The 14,184-nt window shown below is 63.3% G+C and carries 17 protein-coding genes and 1 tRNA gene; 7 read left to right on the top strand and 11 right to left on the bottom strand.

The genetic code is table 11. The features are described 5' to 3' along the window. The 7 genes from ON40_RS02710 to ON40_RS51575 all read right to left on the bottom strand — a co-directional run. Positions 1-279, bottom strand: a 279-nt coding sequence (locus ON40_RS02710; RefSeq protein WP_157186174.1) for a hypothetical protein, incomplete at its 3' end; no start/stop codon positions are given. A 476-nt stretch (positions 280-755) separates the two neighbouring features. Then, a complete protein-coding gene (locus tag ON40_RS02705) occupies positions 756-1,187 on the bottom strand; it encodes a hypothetical protein (protein WP_157186173.1) in 432 nt (143 codons plus the stop codon). A 474-nt stretch (positions 1,188-1,661) separates the two neighbouring features. Next, a complete protein-coding gene (locus ON40_RS51580; RefSeq protein ID WP_157186172.1) occupies positions 1,662-2,150 on the bottom strand; it encodes a hypothetical protein in 489 nt (162 codons plus the stop codon). Continuing rightward, entirely contained in the window at positions 2,147-2,953 is an 807-nt protein-coding gene (locus tag ON40_RS02695) for an RNA polymerase sigma factor (protein ID WP_040818054.1), read from the bottom strand. The genes ON40_RS51580 and ON40_RS02695 overlap by 4 nt, the downstream gene beginning before the upstream one ends. 502 nt (positions 2,954-3,455) lie before the next feature. Further along, entirely contained in the window at positions 3,456-3,656 is a 201-nt protein-coding gene (locus tag ON40_RS02690; RefSeq protein WP_040818053.1) for a hypothetical protein, read from the bottom strand. Positions 3,657-4,131: 475 nt separating this feature from the next. Continuing rightward, positions 4,132-4,794, bottom strand: coding sequence for a hypothetical protein (locus ON40_RS02685; protein WP_040818052.1), 663 nt, complete (start codon positions 4,792-4,794; stop codon positions 4,132-4,134). Next, positions 4,791-4,958, bottom strand: coding sequence for a hypothetical protein (locus ON40_RS51575; protein WP_157186171.1), 168 nt, complete (start codon positions 4,956-4,958; stop codon positions 4,791-4,793). The genes ON40_RS02685 and ON40_RS51575 overlap by 4 nt, the downstream gene beginning before the upstream one ends. Positions 4,959-5,019: 61 nt before the next feature. Here ON40_RS51575 and ON40_RS02680 point away from each other — a divergent pair, with 61 nt between their 5' ends. The 3 genes from ON40_RS02680 (at position 5,020) to ON40_RS02670 (ending at position 7,219) form a co-directional block, all read left to right on the top strand. After that, positions 5,020-5,421, top strand: coding sequence for a hypothetical protein (locus ON40_RS02680; RefSeq protein WP_040818051.1), 402 nt, complete (start codon positions 5,020-5,022; stop codon positions 5,419-5,421). A gap of 4 nt (positions 5,422-5,425) precedes the next feature. Further along, positions 5,426-5,635: a hypothetical protein gene (locus tag ON40_RS47835; RefSeq protein WP_051192603.1), complete on the top strand. Its 210-nt coding sequence runs from the start codon at positions 5,426-5,428 to the stop codon at positions 5,633-5,635. 678 nt (positions 5,636-6,313) lie between these two features. Beyond that, the gene (locus ON40_RS02670) at positions 6,314-7,219 is read left to right on the top strand and encodes an alpha/beta fold hydrolase (RefSeq protein WP_245567625.1); all 906 of its coding nucleotides are present in this window, start codon (positions 6,314-6,316) and stop codon (positions 7,217-7,219) included. On the opposite strand, the gene ON40_RS02665 is transcribed toward ON40_RS02670, so the two are convergent. Next, entirely contained in the window at positions 7,164-7,994 is an 831-nt protein-coding gene (locus tag ON40_RS02665; RefSeq protein ID WP_051192599.1) for an MmyB family transcriptional regulator, read from the bottom strand. The two genes, ON40_RS02670 and ON40_RS02665, sit on opposite strands and share 56 nt — an antisense overlap. A gap of 359 nt (positions 7,995-8,353) precedes the next feature. Between ON40_RS02665 and ON40_RS51570 the strand changes: the two genes are divergently transcribed. From ON40_RS51570 to ON40_RS02645, 4 genes are all read left to right on the top strand, one after another. Then, positions 8,354-9,547: a hypothetical protein gene (locus ON40_RS51570; protein ID WP_157186170.1), complete on the top strand. Its 1,194-nt coding sequence runs from the start codon at positions 8,354-8,356 to the stop codon at positions 9,545-9,547. A gap of 230 nt (positions 9,548-9,777) precedes the next feature. Continuing rightward, positions 9,778-10,044, top strand: coding sequence for a hypothetical protein (locus ON40_RS02655; RefSeq protein ID WP_040818045.1), 267 nt, complete (start codon positions 9,778-9,780; stop codon positions 10,042-10,044). Positions 10,045-10,055: 11 nt separating this feature from the next. Next, a complete protein-coding gene (locus ON40_RS53055; protein ID WP_040818043.1) occupies positions 10,056-11,381 on the top strand; it encodes a GAF domain-containing protein in 1,326 nt (441 codons plus the stop codon). Positions 11,382-11,473: 92 nt separating this feature from the next. Next, positions 11,474-12,715 carry a tyrosine-type recombinase/integrase gene (locus ON40_RS02645; protein WP_051192597.1) on the top strand — a complete coding sequence of 414 codons (1,242 nt, stop codon included), beginning with the start codon at positions 11,474-11,476 and terminating at the stop codon, positions 12,713-12,715. 13 nt (positions 12,716-12,728) lie between these two features. Here ON40_RS02645 and ON40_RS02640 read toward each other — a convergent pair. From ON40_RS02640 to ON40_RS02630, 3 genes are all read right to left on the bottom strand, one after another. Beyond that, a tRNA-Thr gene (locus ON40_RS02640) sits at positions 12,729-12,803 on the bottom strand. Positions 12,804-12,947: 144 nt separating this feature from the next. Then, the gene (locus tag ON40_RS02635) at positions 12,948-13,190 is read right to left on the bottom strand and encodes an MbtH family protein (protein WP_040818041.1); all 243 of its coding nucleotides are present in this window, start codon (positions 13,188-13,190) and stop codon (positions 12,948-12,950) included. Positions 13,191-13,337: 147 nt separating this feature from the next. After that, the gene (locus ON40_RS02630) at positions 13,338-14,171 is read right to left on the bottom strand and encodes an alpha/beta fold hydrolase (RefSeq protein WP_040818038.1); all 834 of its coding nucleotides are present in this window, start codon (positions 14,169-14,171) and stop codon (positions 13,338-13,340) included. Positions 14,172-14,184 lie beyond the last annotated feature (13 nt).

Below are 14,184 nucleotides of genomic sequence, written 5' to 3'. Positions count from 1 at the left end.
ACAGACGAGCCGCTCGAGCGACTCATCCAACGCCCCACTCTGCGCAAGCCTCTTGGCCACAAGCCTTTTGGCCGTAGCCGCCTTGTGACGACGCACCCAGTCCCCGACGATCGACTCCTCGAGCACGAGCCGATTGCCGACCTTCCGTGCGCGCGAGTACAACTCATGCCCACAAGATCGGAACTGGTGGATCGACTTCGGCGAATGCCCTGTGCGAGCGCTGATCTGGTCGATGGTCAATAGATGGTCAATGGCGGTCGCCGCCTGATTGACAGTCATGGCGCACTCCAATCCGCCTCGCCGCAACCACCGTGTTTCGGATCGGAAACGGGACGTCCACGACGTCACCCGCGATCCCAGCGATTGCCGAGTGCCGGACAAACGGATGGCCGCAAACCGCGGTCCACCCAACGCAAATCACCCGACGCCGCAACGGCGTTCGAAGTGACGATCGAACTCCTCAACGCGGAGGAGCATCACCATCAGAGCTGCCAGCTCCGGATGAGCTGTCCGGCCATGAGCCGCAACAACTCCGATACGTTGAAATGCCGAGCCTGATGCAGACTGGACCTTCAGGGCGGAACACTCACACCCCGGATTGGCGTCGATGTCGCCGTACACCATTCAGTAGCTGACATACATTATAACTCGATCGCGCAAGTGCTGGCGGATCCTCGATAAGGGCGAACCCACGGTGACCGCCGCCGCACCAGAGGCAGTGCGGCGGCGCAGACTCCTACCCTTCTGATCCGTAATCAGGCTGGCTGGCGGCGCTGCGCGAGCAGTGCGAGAAGGTCGTCGCTACTCACTACATCAACAGTGAGCTCGGCGAGCACCCATCGTGAGACTAGCTCTGATACCTCGATATTGGCGGCGGCCGCTCGGGCCTGCAACTGCTCATCGATCTCACGCGGCAACTGCATCTGAAGAGTCCGATCGACGGACACAGTCGACGGCTCACCTTCGACGAATTTCTTCCATGTCCAGTCGGCGCAGTTTCTGACGGCGTTCTCGATCTGGCGGGGGGTGCGGCCATGACGGCCAGATACGTTGATCCGGTGTGCCTCTTCGCGCACCGCTGCGGTGTAGGCCGCCTTGTCTTGGTAGTTGCACACCTGCGGGTAGGCCCACTCGCGGAGCACCTGGAAGTAGATCGTCGCCGGATTCGTCGCCATGTTGGAGGACACCGGCACATCGTGACAGAGGGCACCGACAGATTTCGCCGGGTGTCGACAAACGATGCTGTTCTCGGACAGATCAGCTTGTCGAGCCAAAGCTGCAGGACCGCAGCCTCTTCGGAGATGCCGCGCACAGCCGCCAGCTCAAAGGCCGACATCGGACTTATGCGAGTGGTGGAGCTCCTGCTTCCTACGCAGGTTCAAATCTGCAACTGCGTAGGAAGCAGGAGCTCTACCATTGAGCTACATCGGCAAGGTGGTTTGAAGTGCGTAGGGTCCTGAGCATGCATAATCGCCTCTCTGACCGTGTGTTGGCGACGGCTTGGCGGTCGGTCGTGGGGTTGGTCGCTGCAGGAGTCGGGCTGCTCGTCGCTGTGGTCATAGGTCCTTGGCTGGTAGCACCAGCGAGCGTGGGCTCGTACGTGTTGGTCGTGGTGACGGTGATGGCGGCAACCGCGCTGGCGAGCTCGGGGTGGGACAGAGTCACCGGTTCGCGGCTGAGACATCATCAGCGTTTCCCTTCGGATCGTCCCCAGTAGTAGCGGCTTTGCGGGCTTGGCGACTGGAGACCCTTCTCTTCGTCAAGCCGGTTCCCACGATGCTGACACCTGCGACGACAGTGCTCCACACCGGTGACACGCCCAAGGCATGCATGGCTAAGGCGGTACTGCCCACGAAGAGGAGTCCTGCGGCGAGCACGGCGAAAACCAGCGTGATCGTCCGGATCAGGACGTTGGTGTTGCCGGTGATCCAGACCATCTGTCGCTCGTAGAGGTCGAACCCGTTCTGGGGTGCGGTGTCTGCGCGCAGGCTCTTCGGTGCCGGGCTGGCTCGTTTCCTTTTCCGCTCAGATCCTGCTGCAGTATCCGAGCGCGGGGCGATGGAGGCCGGTCGCTGCCCGGCGTCGTGGGGGCCCGTTCCCGCCTGGGGCTCAGGATCGGGCGTCGGCTCCGGGGATTCAGGCAGGCTCATCGGCGGCTCTTCGAAACGTGGACCGTTTGCTTCGGCTTCCGCTTGCGCGTGTGGCCGACGGGTGCGGCACCGAGGTACTCCCAGACGTTCTGCCGCAATCGGTAGAGGCGTCCCTCGACGGCGCGCACACCGATGCCGAGCTCGTCAGCGATCTCAGCTCGGGTCTTGTCGGCAAGCAACCCGGCAATGATCACTCGCTCCTCGAGCGTGGCGGCCTTCAGGATCAGGCGAAGCCGGAAGCGGTCCGCGACAACAGAATGCAGGTCCTGCGTGGCGCGCACGTTAGCGATCGCTTCCTGATAGTCGGGTGCATGGAGCATGTCCCGGATCTCTTTGAGTCGTGTGCGGTGCCATGACCGGTAGGCATCACGGAACTTCATGGCGCAGGCGGTGATGAAGTAGGTGCCGAGCTTGGGATCGGCGCTGCGTGACTTCGTCGGCTGCCACTTCCCCTCGCGCAACTGGTCGATCATGAAAGGGACTGCGAGAGCCAGAGTGTCGACGACCAAGTCGTTGCGATGGTCGGCGCTGTCATGCAGCGCGCGGGAGTCGTCGAGGCTGATGTGCATCGGGGGCAGTGCGGTGTGCACCCGCAGGATCGTGCGGTCGCGCACCATGCCGCGTAGTACCCGCCAGCCGTAGAGCCAGAGTTGGCGCTCCAGCGCGTGACACAACGGGCCCGCGAAGCCCCGCAGGGACAGCTCGACGACGAGCTCGGCGTCGGTGGCGAACCCCAAGGCCGGCCCGAAAGTGACCTGCTCGGCCTCATTTTGCATAAATATCTCCAAGTCGCGTGCGAACATCTTCGCCCGACCTGCGCGCTCGCGGGCGGGCGACCGGAGTGAGAGACAACCCTTATCCGGGGTCTTACGCGGCTTTCTATGGCAGCGCCCAATGGAGACCCCACGGGCTTTTTGTGCTGATTTTTGTATCAAATTGTCAGTCGGCATGGACGCGATCTCCAACGCAAGATCTACGGCGCTGAGGGCTGACCTGCCGAGCTCTACAGCGTGGCCTGCGGGGGTGCATTTCCAGTTCCGAAAATCATTCAGAACTGCGCATACCTCGAACCGTCTGGAAGGTGATGGCCATCCACGTCAAACGCCCGCACAGCGTCGGCGAGCACTTCGCCCGGACTGCGGAATGCAAGCCTGCTGGCGACGACACCGTCCGCGTACTCGGTGCAGGAGTCTGCTTCCATGGACACAATCAACCATCTCCTGGAACGGCCGATACGGATTCCTGGAGGACCACAGCAAGCACCCCTATTCGATCCCGCAAACCGATCCCGCGTTCCGCGACCGCCTAGCCGACCTCGTCGTCCCAATCGTGCGGGACTGCCGTCGCCGCGCCCAGGACGCCAAACTCGCCGACTACGCCCAGGACTCCCCTGGCGACGTCTATGAAGCTCGCGACGCTGTCCGCCGAGTCGACCAATTCTCGCCTTCGCTTCGCGTGGCGGAAGCCACCGAATAGCCACCAGCGCAGGGTGATCAGCAGTTCCACATACTCCTGCTCGCCCCTCCTCGTCGCCGGGAGGGGCGAGCAGGAGCGGTCACATGGGCCAGTTCATTCCGTCCTTGTCAACGGGATCAACTCGCGGTCGCGGGGCAACGCTGAGCACCGCGACCGCGACCGTCGCCGCCGCGCCGCTGTCGCGCTAAAGCAGGAACGGCGTTGCCGCTGCCCCGGCCGCGAGAAGACCCAGGACGAACCGCGTCCAGGCACGGAGATTGGAGGCTGGTCGGGGCCAGGCCGAGGGTGGGTTCCGTCATCGCGGCGGCTCCGCCCCGGACGCGCGGTCCAACACGGGAGCTACCAGCTGAAACAGCGGCACGCGACACAGTCGATCCACAAGCCAAGCCGGGCACGGCGATACCGCCCATCGTGCTCGACGACAAACTGGGGAATCCGTCGAACTCCTCGTAACCAGGATCAACGTTCGAGCGGGCACACGCGGGCGAGGTGCCAGCAGGGAAGGTCAGCCGAAGAAGTGTCCGGGATTGCGGCGCAACTGCATCAGAGCCTCAAACGGCGTCGTCGGCAACCGCGTATCCACCGGTTTCGGCGCTGGCGGATCGGGGACTACGGCACCGAGTTTTTCCCACGGAAAGAGCCCGAACAGGTCCGCATAATGGCTGGGGTTGAGAGCGATTTCCTCCCCTTGCTCGAACCACTTCAGCACCACGCACTTCGCGCGCGCGGCCTCGTCGGTTTTGGCCTTGTGGTGGATGATGTCGTTGCGCAGAAGCCGCAGATCACCGAAGTACCCGATCCTCACGTCCTCGCCGCTGCTCTTGCCCAGCAGGGGGGCGAGTCGATGTCTGTAGTCTCCCTCCCACTCCGCGAAGAACGAGGGGATCCAGGCGCGGTTGAACCATCGGGAGTACTCCCCGCTCGGGCCGAACATTTCGGTCTGGCGGTCGATCTGCACCGTTGACAAGGTCGGCTCGGTGACCAGCGCTTGGTTCTCGGCGGAGAACGTGAGGTTGAAGAACAGCGGCCGGTTTCGGCTCGTCGAATAAGATTGCCTGAGTTTCATTATCGCGAAGAACGCGCCCCCGGCGGGTGAGAGCCGGGCCATCAGGACATGGCGGCGGAGCGATTCGAATATCTCTTCCGCCAGCTCCTGCATATCGCTCATCGGGCTTCCTTCCTTCCCAGGCCCGCCGATTCCGTGAGCGGGGTGATCTGGCTATCGGGCGCCGAGCCGTGATCGATACTGCCGGTGCCCACATCGCCCAGAAGCAACCAGTGATCGGCCCGTCGCGTGAATGCCAGCGGGGTGTCGGCCTTCGCGGGCATCATGGATATGCACCGTTTCGTATTGCACCGCAAGGGAACTGAGACACATGTGAGGGGATCGATCGTGGACAAGATCAAGCTCGGCGCGATCACCGTCGTGATCGCCCTTTGCGGCGCCGAGGCCACCTACGTCATCGGCCCAGCGGGCACCATCCTGATGCACCTACCCGGGTTCATGGCGTGGCTGACGTGGGTCATCCCGCCAGCGGCGTACCTCTCGGCGGTGTTGATCGCCTGGGAACGTCGCGCACAACCTCGGCTGTACCACTCCACTCGCGAGGGGCTCCTCGGCCTGAGCGCGTGCCTAGGCATCGCGGCGTTCTGCACGTCCATGAGCCTGGATCCTGGCATCTACTCAATCGCTTTCGTGCGTGGTCTGATAGCCGCCGCAGGCCTGGCCGTCCTCACCGCCGAGTTCACCTTCAGGCATCGTCTTGAGAGCTCACCTGCTCCTGACGCGGGGTGATGCAATGGGACCGCTACTGCAGCAACTGATTACGCTTGCGGGCGTGCTGGTAGGTGCCGGTGCAACGTTTGCCGCGACTACCCATACCGAGCGGATCAAGTGGCGGCGAAGTATCGAAACACGCTGGGACGATAAGCGGTTGATCGCCTACAGCGAGTACGCCAACGCGCTGAAGTTGTTCATGGAAGTGCTATTTCAACAGGCGGTGGCCTAGGACTGCCCAAGCTCACCGCACCGGCGGGCAGCCCCGTCGGCCCCAACGCCCTTGCCGAGGCGGAGGCGGAGCGAACGGTCAAATGGGAAAAGGTGCTGCTCCTGGGTTCTCCCGAAACCATCGCCGCTGCCCGCCGCTGGCACAAGGCAGCATATGAACTCAGCTATTTCGTCTTGGGGGAGAGCATCGACCATGTCGAGTACCTGCGGCTGTACGAGGTCATGGGGCCGCTTCGTGATGAATTCTACGCGTGCGCGCGCGCCGACCTCGGAGTCCGGGGAATCAACCTGCCTGCCGGTGACGGAATTTGGCTTCCGCCAGATCAGCGGCACCTTCTTACTTCCGCTGTGGCCGCTAGCGGTCCCCAGCCCCCGGCCAGTCCAGCGCTCGAGTAGACACAGCATGCTGGCCAGCGAACCTCCAGGCAGATTCCGAAGCTGTTGTGCCGCTTCTATGCAGCGGTCAGATGATCTCGGATGCAGGTTTCGGCACCTCGCCCGACACCGGCGATCACCCGGACATCGGCTGGTCCGGTCGCGCGCATTGGTGTCCCGTTCACGGTCGGGCCCGGCTGGTTCGCCAGCGCCCAGGCCCCAGACCCTGTCGTCCACTTGCCGCAAGGCTTCGATCCGGTCACTGACCGACTATGCACATGCCAGCTTCCACCAGAACCATCTGTTGTCGGCGCCGCCCAGCGGATTTGGTAACGCTATACAGCGTCATTGCGTTTTCGCCGTCGGATCAAGCGCGGATGAGTACGCTGCCGCCATGCCGTTCGTATCCGATGCCGATGCTGTTCGCATCTTCTACACCGACACCGGTGGTCCCGGCCCGGCGGTGGTGTTCGGGCACGGGTTCTACATGGACTCGTTCATGTTCATTCCACAGGTGGAATACCTTGTATCGCAGGGGTTTCGAGTGCTTTGCTGGGATGCGCGCGGGCACGGCAAGACCGAATCACCACCGGATCGCGCCTTCACCTACTGGGATTCCGCGCGGGATCTACTCGCTGTGATGGACGACGCGGGAGTCGCGCACGCCACGCTGGTGGGGATGTCGCAAGGGGGTTACGCGGCGCTACGGGCTGCGTTGCTGGCTCCCGCACGGATCGAGGCGTTGATGCTGCTCGACACCGAGGCAGGTGCGTCCGGCGAGGCCGAAAAGACCGGGTATCGAGAGCTTTTCGATGCGTGGACCAACCCGGACGTACCGCTGGATCCGCTCGCGGACAGTCTGGCGCCTCGCCTGATCGGGGGGACCGAGGCTGATCAGGCACCGTGGCGGGCACGCTGGCACGCGTCGGATCGCGCCGCGATCCGCGCCGCCGGTGAGTGCCTGATCGATCGCGAGTCGGTGCTTGACCGATTGAGGGAAATCGATTGTCCCGCACTGGTACTGCGCGGCGAGTTCGATCAAACCAGCACTGCGGAGAAGTCTCAGGCCCTAGCTGACGGGTTATCAGCCGCCGAGCCGGTGGTGACAATTCCTGGGGCGGGGCACGCGGCAAACTGGACCCACCCGGATCAGGTCAACGAGGTTCTGGGCGAGTTCCTGGGCCGTGTAGTAGCTGCTCGGGTCCGCTGAAGGGCAGTTTGACTCCGACGAACAGCTGAAACGGCACCTCGATCCCTGGGACGTTCGTGATCTTCACGTTCACCGAATACGGCTCCCCGGACGGATCGCGTAGGTGCATCAGGGGCTGGTGGCGGGTGAACTCGACTTCCTCGGCGAGCCACATCTCCCGGAACTCCGTGCTGGTGCTCAGCTTGGCCAGTAGGTCCTTCGCCCAGGCGGGGTTGCGGTAGTTGCCCATATGCCATCGGAACCAGTTCACGGTCAGGCGGGCCTCGTCCTCCCACTCGAGCATCGTGACGCGGCTTTCCGAGACCGTGAAGAACCAGACCAGAATGTTCGTCACGTCCAGCAGTCGTGGGTAGGCGTGTGCGTATATCTCGTTGGCGGCCAGGATGTTCCAGCGGTCGTCGACGTAGCCGCACAGGTGTGGCGTGAGGCTGTCCATGTGGTCGCGCATGTCATCGGTAATCAGCGAGCGCATCTGCTCGATGGCCATGGGCTTATGGCTGTGCGGCCCCGGTCCCTTGAGTGCGGCGAGATTGTTGAGGTGCTGGGTTTCGGTGGCGGTGAGCTCAAGAGCGGCGGCCAGGGCCGAGACGAAGTCGGGGGTAAGCGCTTTGCGCTGGCCGTTCTCGATCTGGTTGAGGTAGCTCAAGCTTGACGGCACGCGGGTTGCGAGTTCCTGTCGTGTGAATCCGGTCGGGTATCCGGGTTTGGGGCGGGTGCGACGCGTGCGCACGAAGTCGGCGACATTGGGAGGGCGTAACTCTTCGGCGGTCTTCATCGGTGCCTCGCTCCCCTGCGCTGGCACCGGATGGAATTCACAGTATTCGTGGACGAGTACGCATTATGGCCGACGTTCACTCAGTCATCGTATCTGCCCGCACTCGTTCTCGATCTTGAACCAAGAGTCCGGAATCTGCGCTTATACAAACCGCACACCGGTTTTCATCGGCGGATCTCCAACTAACTCTGACCGGCGATACCGCTGGTCAGCATCACTGGGAGGCGTCGACACGCCGTCTCGAGAATGGTGTCATGAATCACATGAACCATCACACGGAACTGGCTGCCACAGAAGCGCCGATCCGAAAGGTCCGAAGGACCTGCATCCGTTCTTAATTCGACCGGTAGGGGATTCCAATGAAGTCATCTGCAGATATTTCCGGCGACAAGGAGGGCGCATGCCGCGCACGTAACTCCGCAGGAAGGATCAGTCCGCTCAAAGCCGACATCTTCACATCCGAGCAGTCGAGTGGAATCGGAACTCCCGCGCGTTGCTCACCACCGGTGCCGCACCGCGCCCACCACGCCGCAGTAGAGGGATCGGCCGGCACCGCCTCTGGGTTCGGGTTCACCGCCGAGTGCCTTGCGGGCAAGGCCCTAGAGCCGACCGTGATCGTCGATACCGTCGGACCACGCCGGTTCCAGCGCATGTTCCGCAGAATCCGTGAGACGCAACTCTTTCACCTGGCACCCGAGTTCGCAGAGCAAGGACTGGAACTTCTCCAGCACGCCGCGGACGATGGCCGACCTGTGGTCGCGAACTTCGACGTCGGGGGCCGACGTCTACCGGCCAGCTGTCGACCCGTGTTGGGCCCTTCGGGGGCAGTTCACGCTCTCCAGATGCAGATTGGCTCTCCTGAGGATTCCAGCCAGCCTGTACCACTGATTCCGCTCGAGTTCGACGCGGACTATCTGGCCCACTTCGGGCGGCCGGATTACGTTGTGCCAGAACACTTTCATCTCGATCGGACGTGGACTCTACCGGCATTGCTGGAACGAGTCGTGTGGATAGACAAGCGCCTTGAGCTCATCGCCATGTTCGACCCGTTCGAACCTGCCTCCCGTTGGTGCAAGAGCCTTGTGGTGGACGACCCTGTCACGAAAGTACGACGACATCTGTGGATGGCCGCACGAGCCGCGACCGATCAGCACGGCTCACGCATCGTGCGTGCAGTCATCGCCGACCTCACCGCTGTGGTGCCTGCTCCCAACCACGACCCGCTGACCGAACACCTGGCCAACCGCGCCACTCGCGCCCACGGCTCAGTCCTGATGGACCTGCGCACCACGTTGATGCACTCGTTCCACTGCGAGGACGACTCCCGTATCGCCGCCTGGCGGCACCGAAATCCGCAGGTACATCCGGACGACGTATCCAAAGTCCTGCAGGCGATCGCCGACCTTGCCCGCAATCGCCCGACGAGGGTCGCCCTGCGCATACGATTTTTCGACGATGCTGCCTGGATTGCGCTGCAGGCTGTGTGCACACCACTGGCCGATTACGCTCGGCCCCAGGCGAATATCGATTTCTGGATAGACGACCAGACATAACTGGCGTCCCACCTCTACCTCGAAAACTGTTGTACGACAACTACATTCTTCAAGACTTCCGGCGATCCGAGGTTTTCCGGCGCCGATGAGCACCAGCCGACACCGGACTTCACCCGGTGCACGGCCATCGTTTCCCTACCGGGGAAGCGGCATGCCATCGGGCCTCGGGTCGTCTTCGTGTCTTCGAGGTCCGGACACCCAACGATCAGTCCGCCTCGAAAGGCACCGCCATGGAACCGTCGCCCCACCAAGCATCGGCATACGAGCAACAGCTGGCACTGGCGATCCTCGCCCACGCAGCCCGTCACGACGAGTACGCGCTCGCCGAATCATTGAAGCTATTGGCGGACCCTCCGACCGCTCTACGTCCAGGTCGCATCATCGCCGCCATGGTCACCGAGTTCCAGCGTGGCATGGGCGCGAACAACAGCGATGCAGTCGCCCAACAGTTCTCGAATCTCGCGGTCGCCTTTGCAGCCGACGACGCAGAGCGCTGAGGGGGCGAACCATGCAGACCGCGAACCCCAAGCCCACGCCTTGGACGATGATCGAGACTCTCGACCCTGCCGCCTCCCCCACGGTCGTCTCCAGCGGCGACAGCACGCGCGAGTTCACCTCAACGCACCGAGTCCTCGAACGTGCCATCAACAATGCGCAGCTCGGCACATACGTGACCGCGGACGACTTGTACCGGCACATCATCGCGGTACGGGATCGCAGTGAGCCGATCGATTGGCCGATCAGGAAAGACAAGCACCACTGCATCTTTCGCGCACTTCCAGTTCTAGGCCCGAACGAGCAGGTGCACGGAGTCCGATTCTGGCTCGGCCCAGCAGATCTGGAACCACCTGAACCGCGGCGCGCGACCGGTGTCGTCTGGGACCTCGCCAGCAGGATGGTGCGCCTGACGCCCGACTGCACCCGAATGGCCGGGATATCGGACGCCATATTCGTTCCCGAAGTGCCCCTCGCGACCTTCTGGCGCTACGCCTCCAGGTTCGACGACCACGAGGCCGTGTTCAACCTGCTCTACCGCCCCAAGGAGCACGCTCGGCTGCAAACCATGGGAACGGTTCGACATGCCGACAATCGTGAAATGCTCTGGCAGGCAACGATTCGCACGCGTCACGACAGCCACACGATCGGCGCCTGGGGACTCCTCGAGGATCTGACCTCCGATACCTCCCGACCGCCCACAGCGACTCTCGAACAGCAAGGGCTACGCGAGTACCTCCGGTCTGCCGGCACCTACCTCGGCGTCGTCCACATCCCCGACGGCACCATCGTCCACTGGCTGAGCGATCCCCCACCGTGGTTCGACTGCACCCGCTCCCCCGACGAACTCTTCCCACCCGAAGACCACGCTCGACTCACTACCGCCGTCGCGCCGGACGAGGGCGTGGTGCGAGTGCTCAATCCCGACAGCGGTTACACCCCGACCAAGATCGTCCTGTCTCCTTACCGCGGCTGCAGGAACAACAGACTGGCCATCGGACAGTTCTTTCGCGTTGACGACAATCGCGGGCCCAGACCCCGGCAGGGCTGCACGGGAGTCCATCACGGCCGCCGAGCCCACACCAAGCCATCCCTTGACGTCGACCCGAACGTCCGCGAGCAGCCTCCGGCCGAGCACGACACCCCAGGGCCACCATCGGCAGGACACGAACGTCTGCACACGCTGGCGGAGGTCCCGAGGATCTTGCGGGTGAGCCGCACAACGGTGTTCGAGCTACTGGCGTCCGGAGCTTTGCCGAGCATCCGGATCGGGTCGCGGCGGTTCGTCACCGACAGCCAGATCGACGACTACCTGTCCAGCCTGAAGCGTCAGCAGTAGCAATCTTCAGGCAACTTTTTTGATCTTGACGATCCGCTCGCCCCGGATTTTTCTTGGCGACAAGGGGGATTAGTGAAAGGAACAGCAAACACATGGCAAGACAACAACTTCCACCACAGATCAAGAAGAAGGCCCTGAAGAACGGCACCGAACGATACAAGCTCTGCGTCGATGTCGGGATCAACCCCACGACCGGCAGACGCGCCCAGTTCAAGGCAACCTACGACACCGCCGATGAGGCCAAGGAGAAGCTGGCCGAGGTTCTGTTCCAGGTCAACAAGGGCATCTACGTACCGACGACGGAGCTGACCATCGAGCAGGCCTGTGCGGATTGGCTCGCGGGCAAGCGCATCAAGAAGACGACCTTGACCGCCTATACCTACGCGTTGCAGCCGCTACGAGACCGCCACGGGAGCCTGCCCGTTCAGCAGCTGACCAAAAAGCATCTCGATGACCTGGTCAACGACCTGGTCACTGGAATGCGGGCCAACGACAAGACCGGCGACTGCAAACGCGCCCCGTGGGGTCCGCAGACCGTCAACCCGATGCTCGACCGCATCGAGAACGTGCTGGGCTCGCTGGTCGCCCAAGGTCAGCTCGCCCGCAACCTCGCTTCGCTGGTGGACCGTATGCCAGGCACCAAGAAGACGATGGAGACCTTCACCGAAGCCGAGGTCCGCACGCTGCTGGCCGAGGCGGACAAGGATCGTCGCGGGCACGCGTGGCACTTGGCGCTGTCGGGGCTCCGGCGAGGTGAGATCGGTGGTCTGCGGTGGTCGGATATCGACTTCGAGGCCGGTGACCACGGCACACTCACGATCGCCAACAACCGGGTGAGCGCGAAAGGCGAAGCGGTCGAATACAACACAAAGACCGCGGAGTCGGCTCGAACCCTGCCGCTCACGCCGACGTTGCACAGGGTTCTGAAGCGGGCCAAGGCGCAGCAAGCAGCCGAGAAGCTTCAGCTGGGAAACCTCTACGGACCGGGCACACACGTGGTTGTGAACGAGGTAGGCCAGTCCTACCACCCCGACTCACTGTCGGACTTCTGGACGGAAATCTGCGGCACCGCCAAGGTTCGCAAGATCCGGCTGCACGACGCTCGGCACACCTCGGGGACGCTGATGCATCTCCAGGGAGTGCCGGTCGCCGTCATCGCCGCGTGGCTCGGTCACGCGGACAGCGCCTTCACGATGCGGACCTACGTCCACGCTCAGGACGACGCGATCAGGGACGCGGCGAAGATCTGGGAGGGACTTGTGACCAAGTGTGACCAAGCCCCCTCCGCGGCCGCGACTCGCAAGAAGTCCAAGAACCGCAAACACACAGGTTAGGAGGTGTTTTCAGTGGAGCCCCCTGTCAGGATTGAACTGACGACCTTTCGCTTACAAGGCGAGTGCTCTACCACTGAGCTAAGGAGGCGGGGAAAAGCGCAGCCATCATAACCGGGAGGATGGCCGGGGGAGAAAAGGCGTGGTCACCGGGGATGGGGAGATCCGGGCGACCGCATGAGGGTGGCATGCGGTCGCCGGTTCATCGTGCCCACGCGGTATCGAGCGGTTGCGATCAGGACTGGCTGGACTGCCGGGCCGCATCGTCGGCGGCCATCGCATCGCGCAGGCTCTTGGGACGCATATCGGTCCAGTTCTTCTCGACGTACTCGACGCAGGCAGCCCGGCTGTCCTCACCGAACACGACTCGCCAACCGGCAGGAACCTCCGCGAATGCCGGCCAGAGGGAATGCTGCTCCTCGTCGTTGACCAGAACGAAGAAGCGGCCGTCTTCGTCATCGAAGGGGTTGGTGCTCATCTCACCTCACTGATACTGGCGCTGTGTGTGTTGGGACGCGCTATGGGTACGAAACACTGACGGCCGCCAGAGCGACCCCCATCCGTAATGTCGACCCTAGCAAGAGCGGCGTTACCGTCGGGGCGTTACCTCCTCGGGCGGATCGCCTCAGCCGGCGAAGAACTCCAGCAGCACCTTGTTGACCGCGTCGGGACGCTCGAGATAGCCGTAGTGCCCGGCGTCCGGAATCTCCTGGTACCGCGCGGCGGGGATGACCTGCGCGACCTCGCGGGCCAGATACGGCGGGATCATCCGGTCGTCGGCGAATCCGACCGACAGGCACGGCACCTTGATGCCGCGGTAGGCCTGCAACCGGTCGAAATCGTGATCCATCGCGCGCTGCGCCCGGATTCCGGGTGCGACCGGACCGCCGGTGAACTCGAACAGGTCCAGCCAGTCCCGCGCCGCATTGACCTCGGCAAGCGTCGCCGGTGAAAGATTCATCACAGCGGTCAGTGCGGCCTCGTACTTCGGCGGCAGCTTCACCCCGCTGGCATCGAGTTCGTGCTCACCGAGCGACAAAGTCTTCTGGAACTGGTCCAACCGCCCGTGACCGGCCAGGAACACCGCCTTGCGCACCAGATCGGGACGGGCCAGCGCGAGTTCCTGTGCGACCCGCGCACCCATCGACGTCCCGGCCAGCAGCACCGGGCCCTCGTCCAGGAGTTCGATCAGCGCGGCGGTATCGCCGACCAGGTCCTCGATGGTCATCCCGTTCGCGGCCTCGTAGGACGGGGCGATGCCGCGATTGTCGAAAGTGCACACCCGATATCCGGCCGCGACCAGTGCGGGAACCTGGTGCAACTCCCACACCCGCCCCGGACTTCCGGTCCCCATGACCAGGACGACCAGCGGGGCGGCGCCCTTGATATCGCTGCCCTTGGCCTTGTCCCCCTTCACCTGATAGTTCAGTGCGATTCCGTTCACCGTGGCCAACGGCATGATGTTCCAAACC

It is taken from the genome of Nocardia jiangxiensis NBRC 101359, from assembly GCF_000308615.1.
Classification (GTDB): Bacteria; Actinomycetota; Actinomycetes; order Mycobacteriales; family Mycobacteriaceae; genus Nocardia; species Nocardia jiangxiensis.
This window is presented reverse-complemented; position numbering and strand designations above follow the sequence as displayed.

Coding starts and splice junctions, on each gene's coding strand:
- ON40_RS51580 (WP_157186172.1), bottom strand. CDS start 2,150: ATGAGCCTGCCTGAATCCCCGGAGCCGACGCCCGATCCTGAGCCCCAG.
- ON40_RS02695 (WP_040818054.1), bottom strand. CDS start 2,953: ATGTTCGCACGCGACTTGGAGATATTTATGCAAAATGAGGCCGAGCAG.
- ON40_RS02685 (WP_040818052.1), bottom strand. CDS start 4,794: ATGAGCGATATGCAGGAGCTGGCGGAAGAGATATTCGAATCGCTCCGC.
- ON40_RS51575 (WP_157186171.1), bottom strand. CDS start 4,958: ATGATGCCCGCGAAGGCCGACACCCCGCTGGCATTCACGCGACGGGCC.
- ON40_RS47835 (WP_051192603.1), top strand. CDS start 5,426: ATGGGACCGCTACTGCAGCAACTGATTACGCTTGCGGGCGTGCTGGTA.
- ON40_RS02665 (WP_051192599.1), bottom strand. CDS start 7,994: ATGAAGACCGCCGAAGAGTTACGCCCTCCCAATGTCGCCGACTTCGTG.
- ON40_RS51570 (WP_157186170.1), top strand. CDS start 8,354: ATGAAGTCATCTGCAGATATTTCCGGCGACAAGGAGGGCGCATGCCGC.
- ON40_RS02655 (WP_040818045.1), top strand. CDS start 9,778: ATGGAACCGTCGCCCCACCAAGCATCGGCATACGAGCAACAGCTGGCA.
- ON40_RS53055 (WP_040818043.1), top strand. CDS start 10,056: ATGCAGACCGCGAACCCCAAGCCCACGCCTTGGACGATGATCGAGACT.
- ON40_RS02645 (WP_051192597.1), top strand. CDS start 11,474: ATGGCAAGACAACAACTTCCACCACAGATCAAGAAGAAGGCCCTGAAG.
- ON40_RS02635 (WP_040818041.1), bottom strand. CDS start 13,190: ATGAGCACCAACCCCTTCGATGACGAAGACGGCCGCTTCTTCGTTCTG.
- ON40_RS02630 (WP_040818038.1), bottom strand. CDS start 14,171: ATGCCGTTGGCCACGGTGAACGGAATCGCACTGAACTATCAGGTGAAG.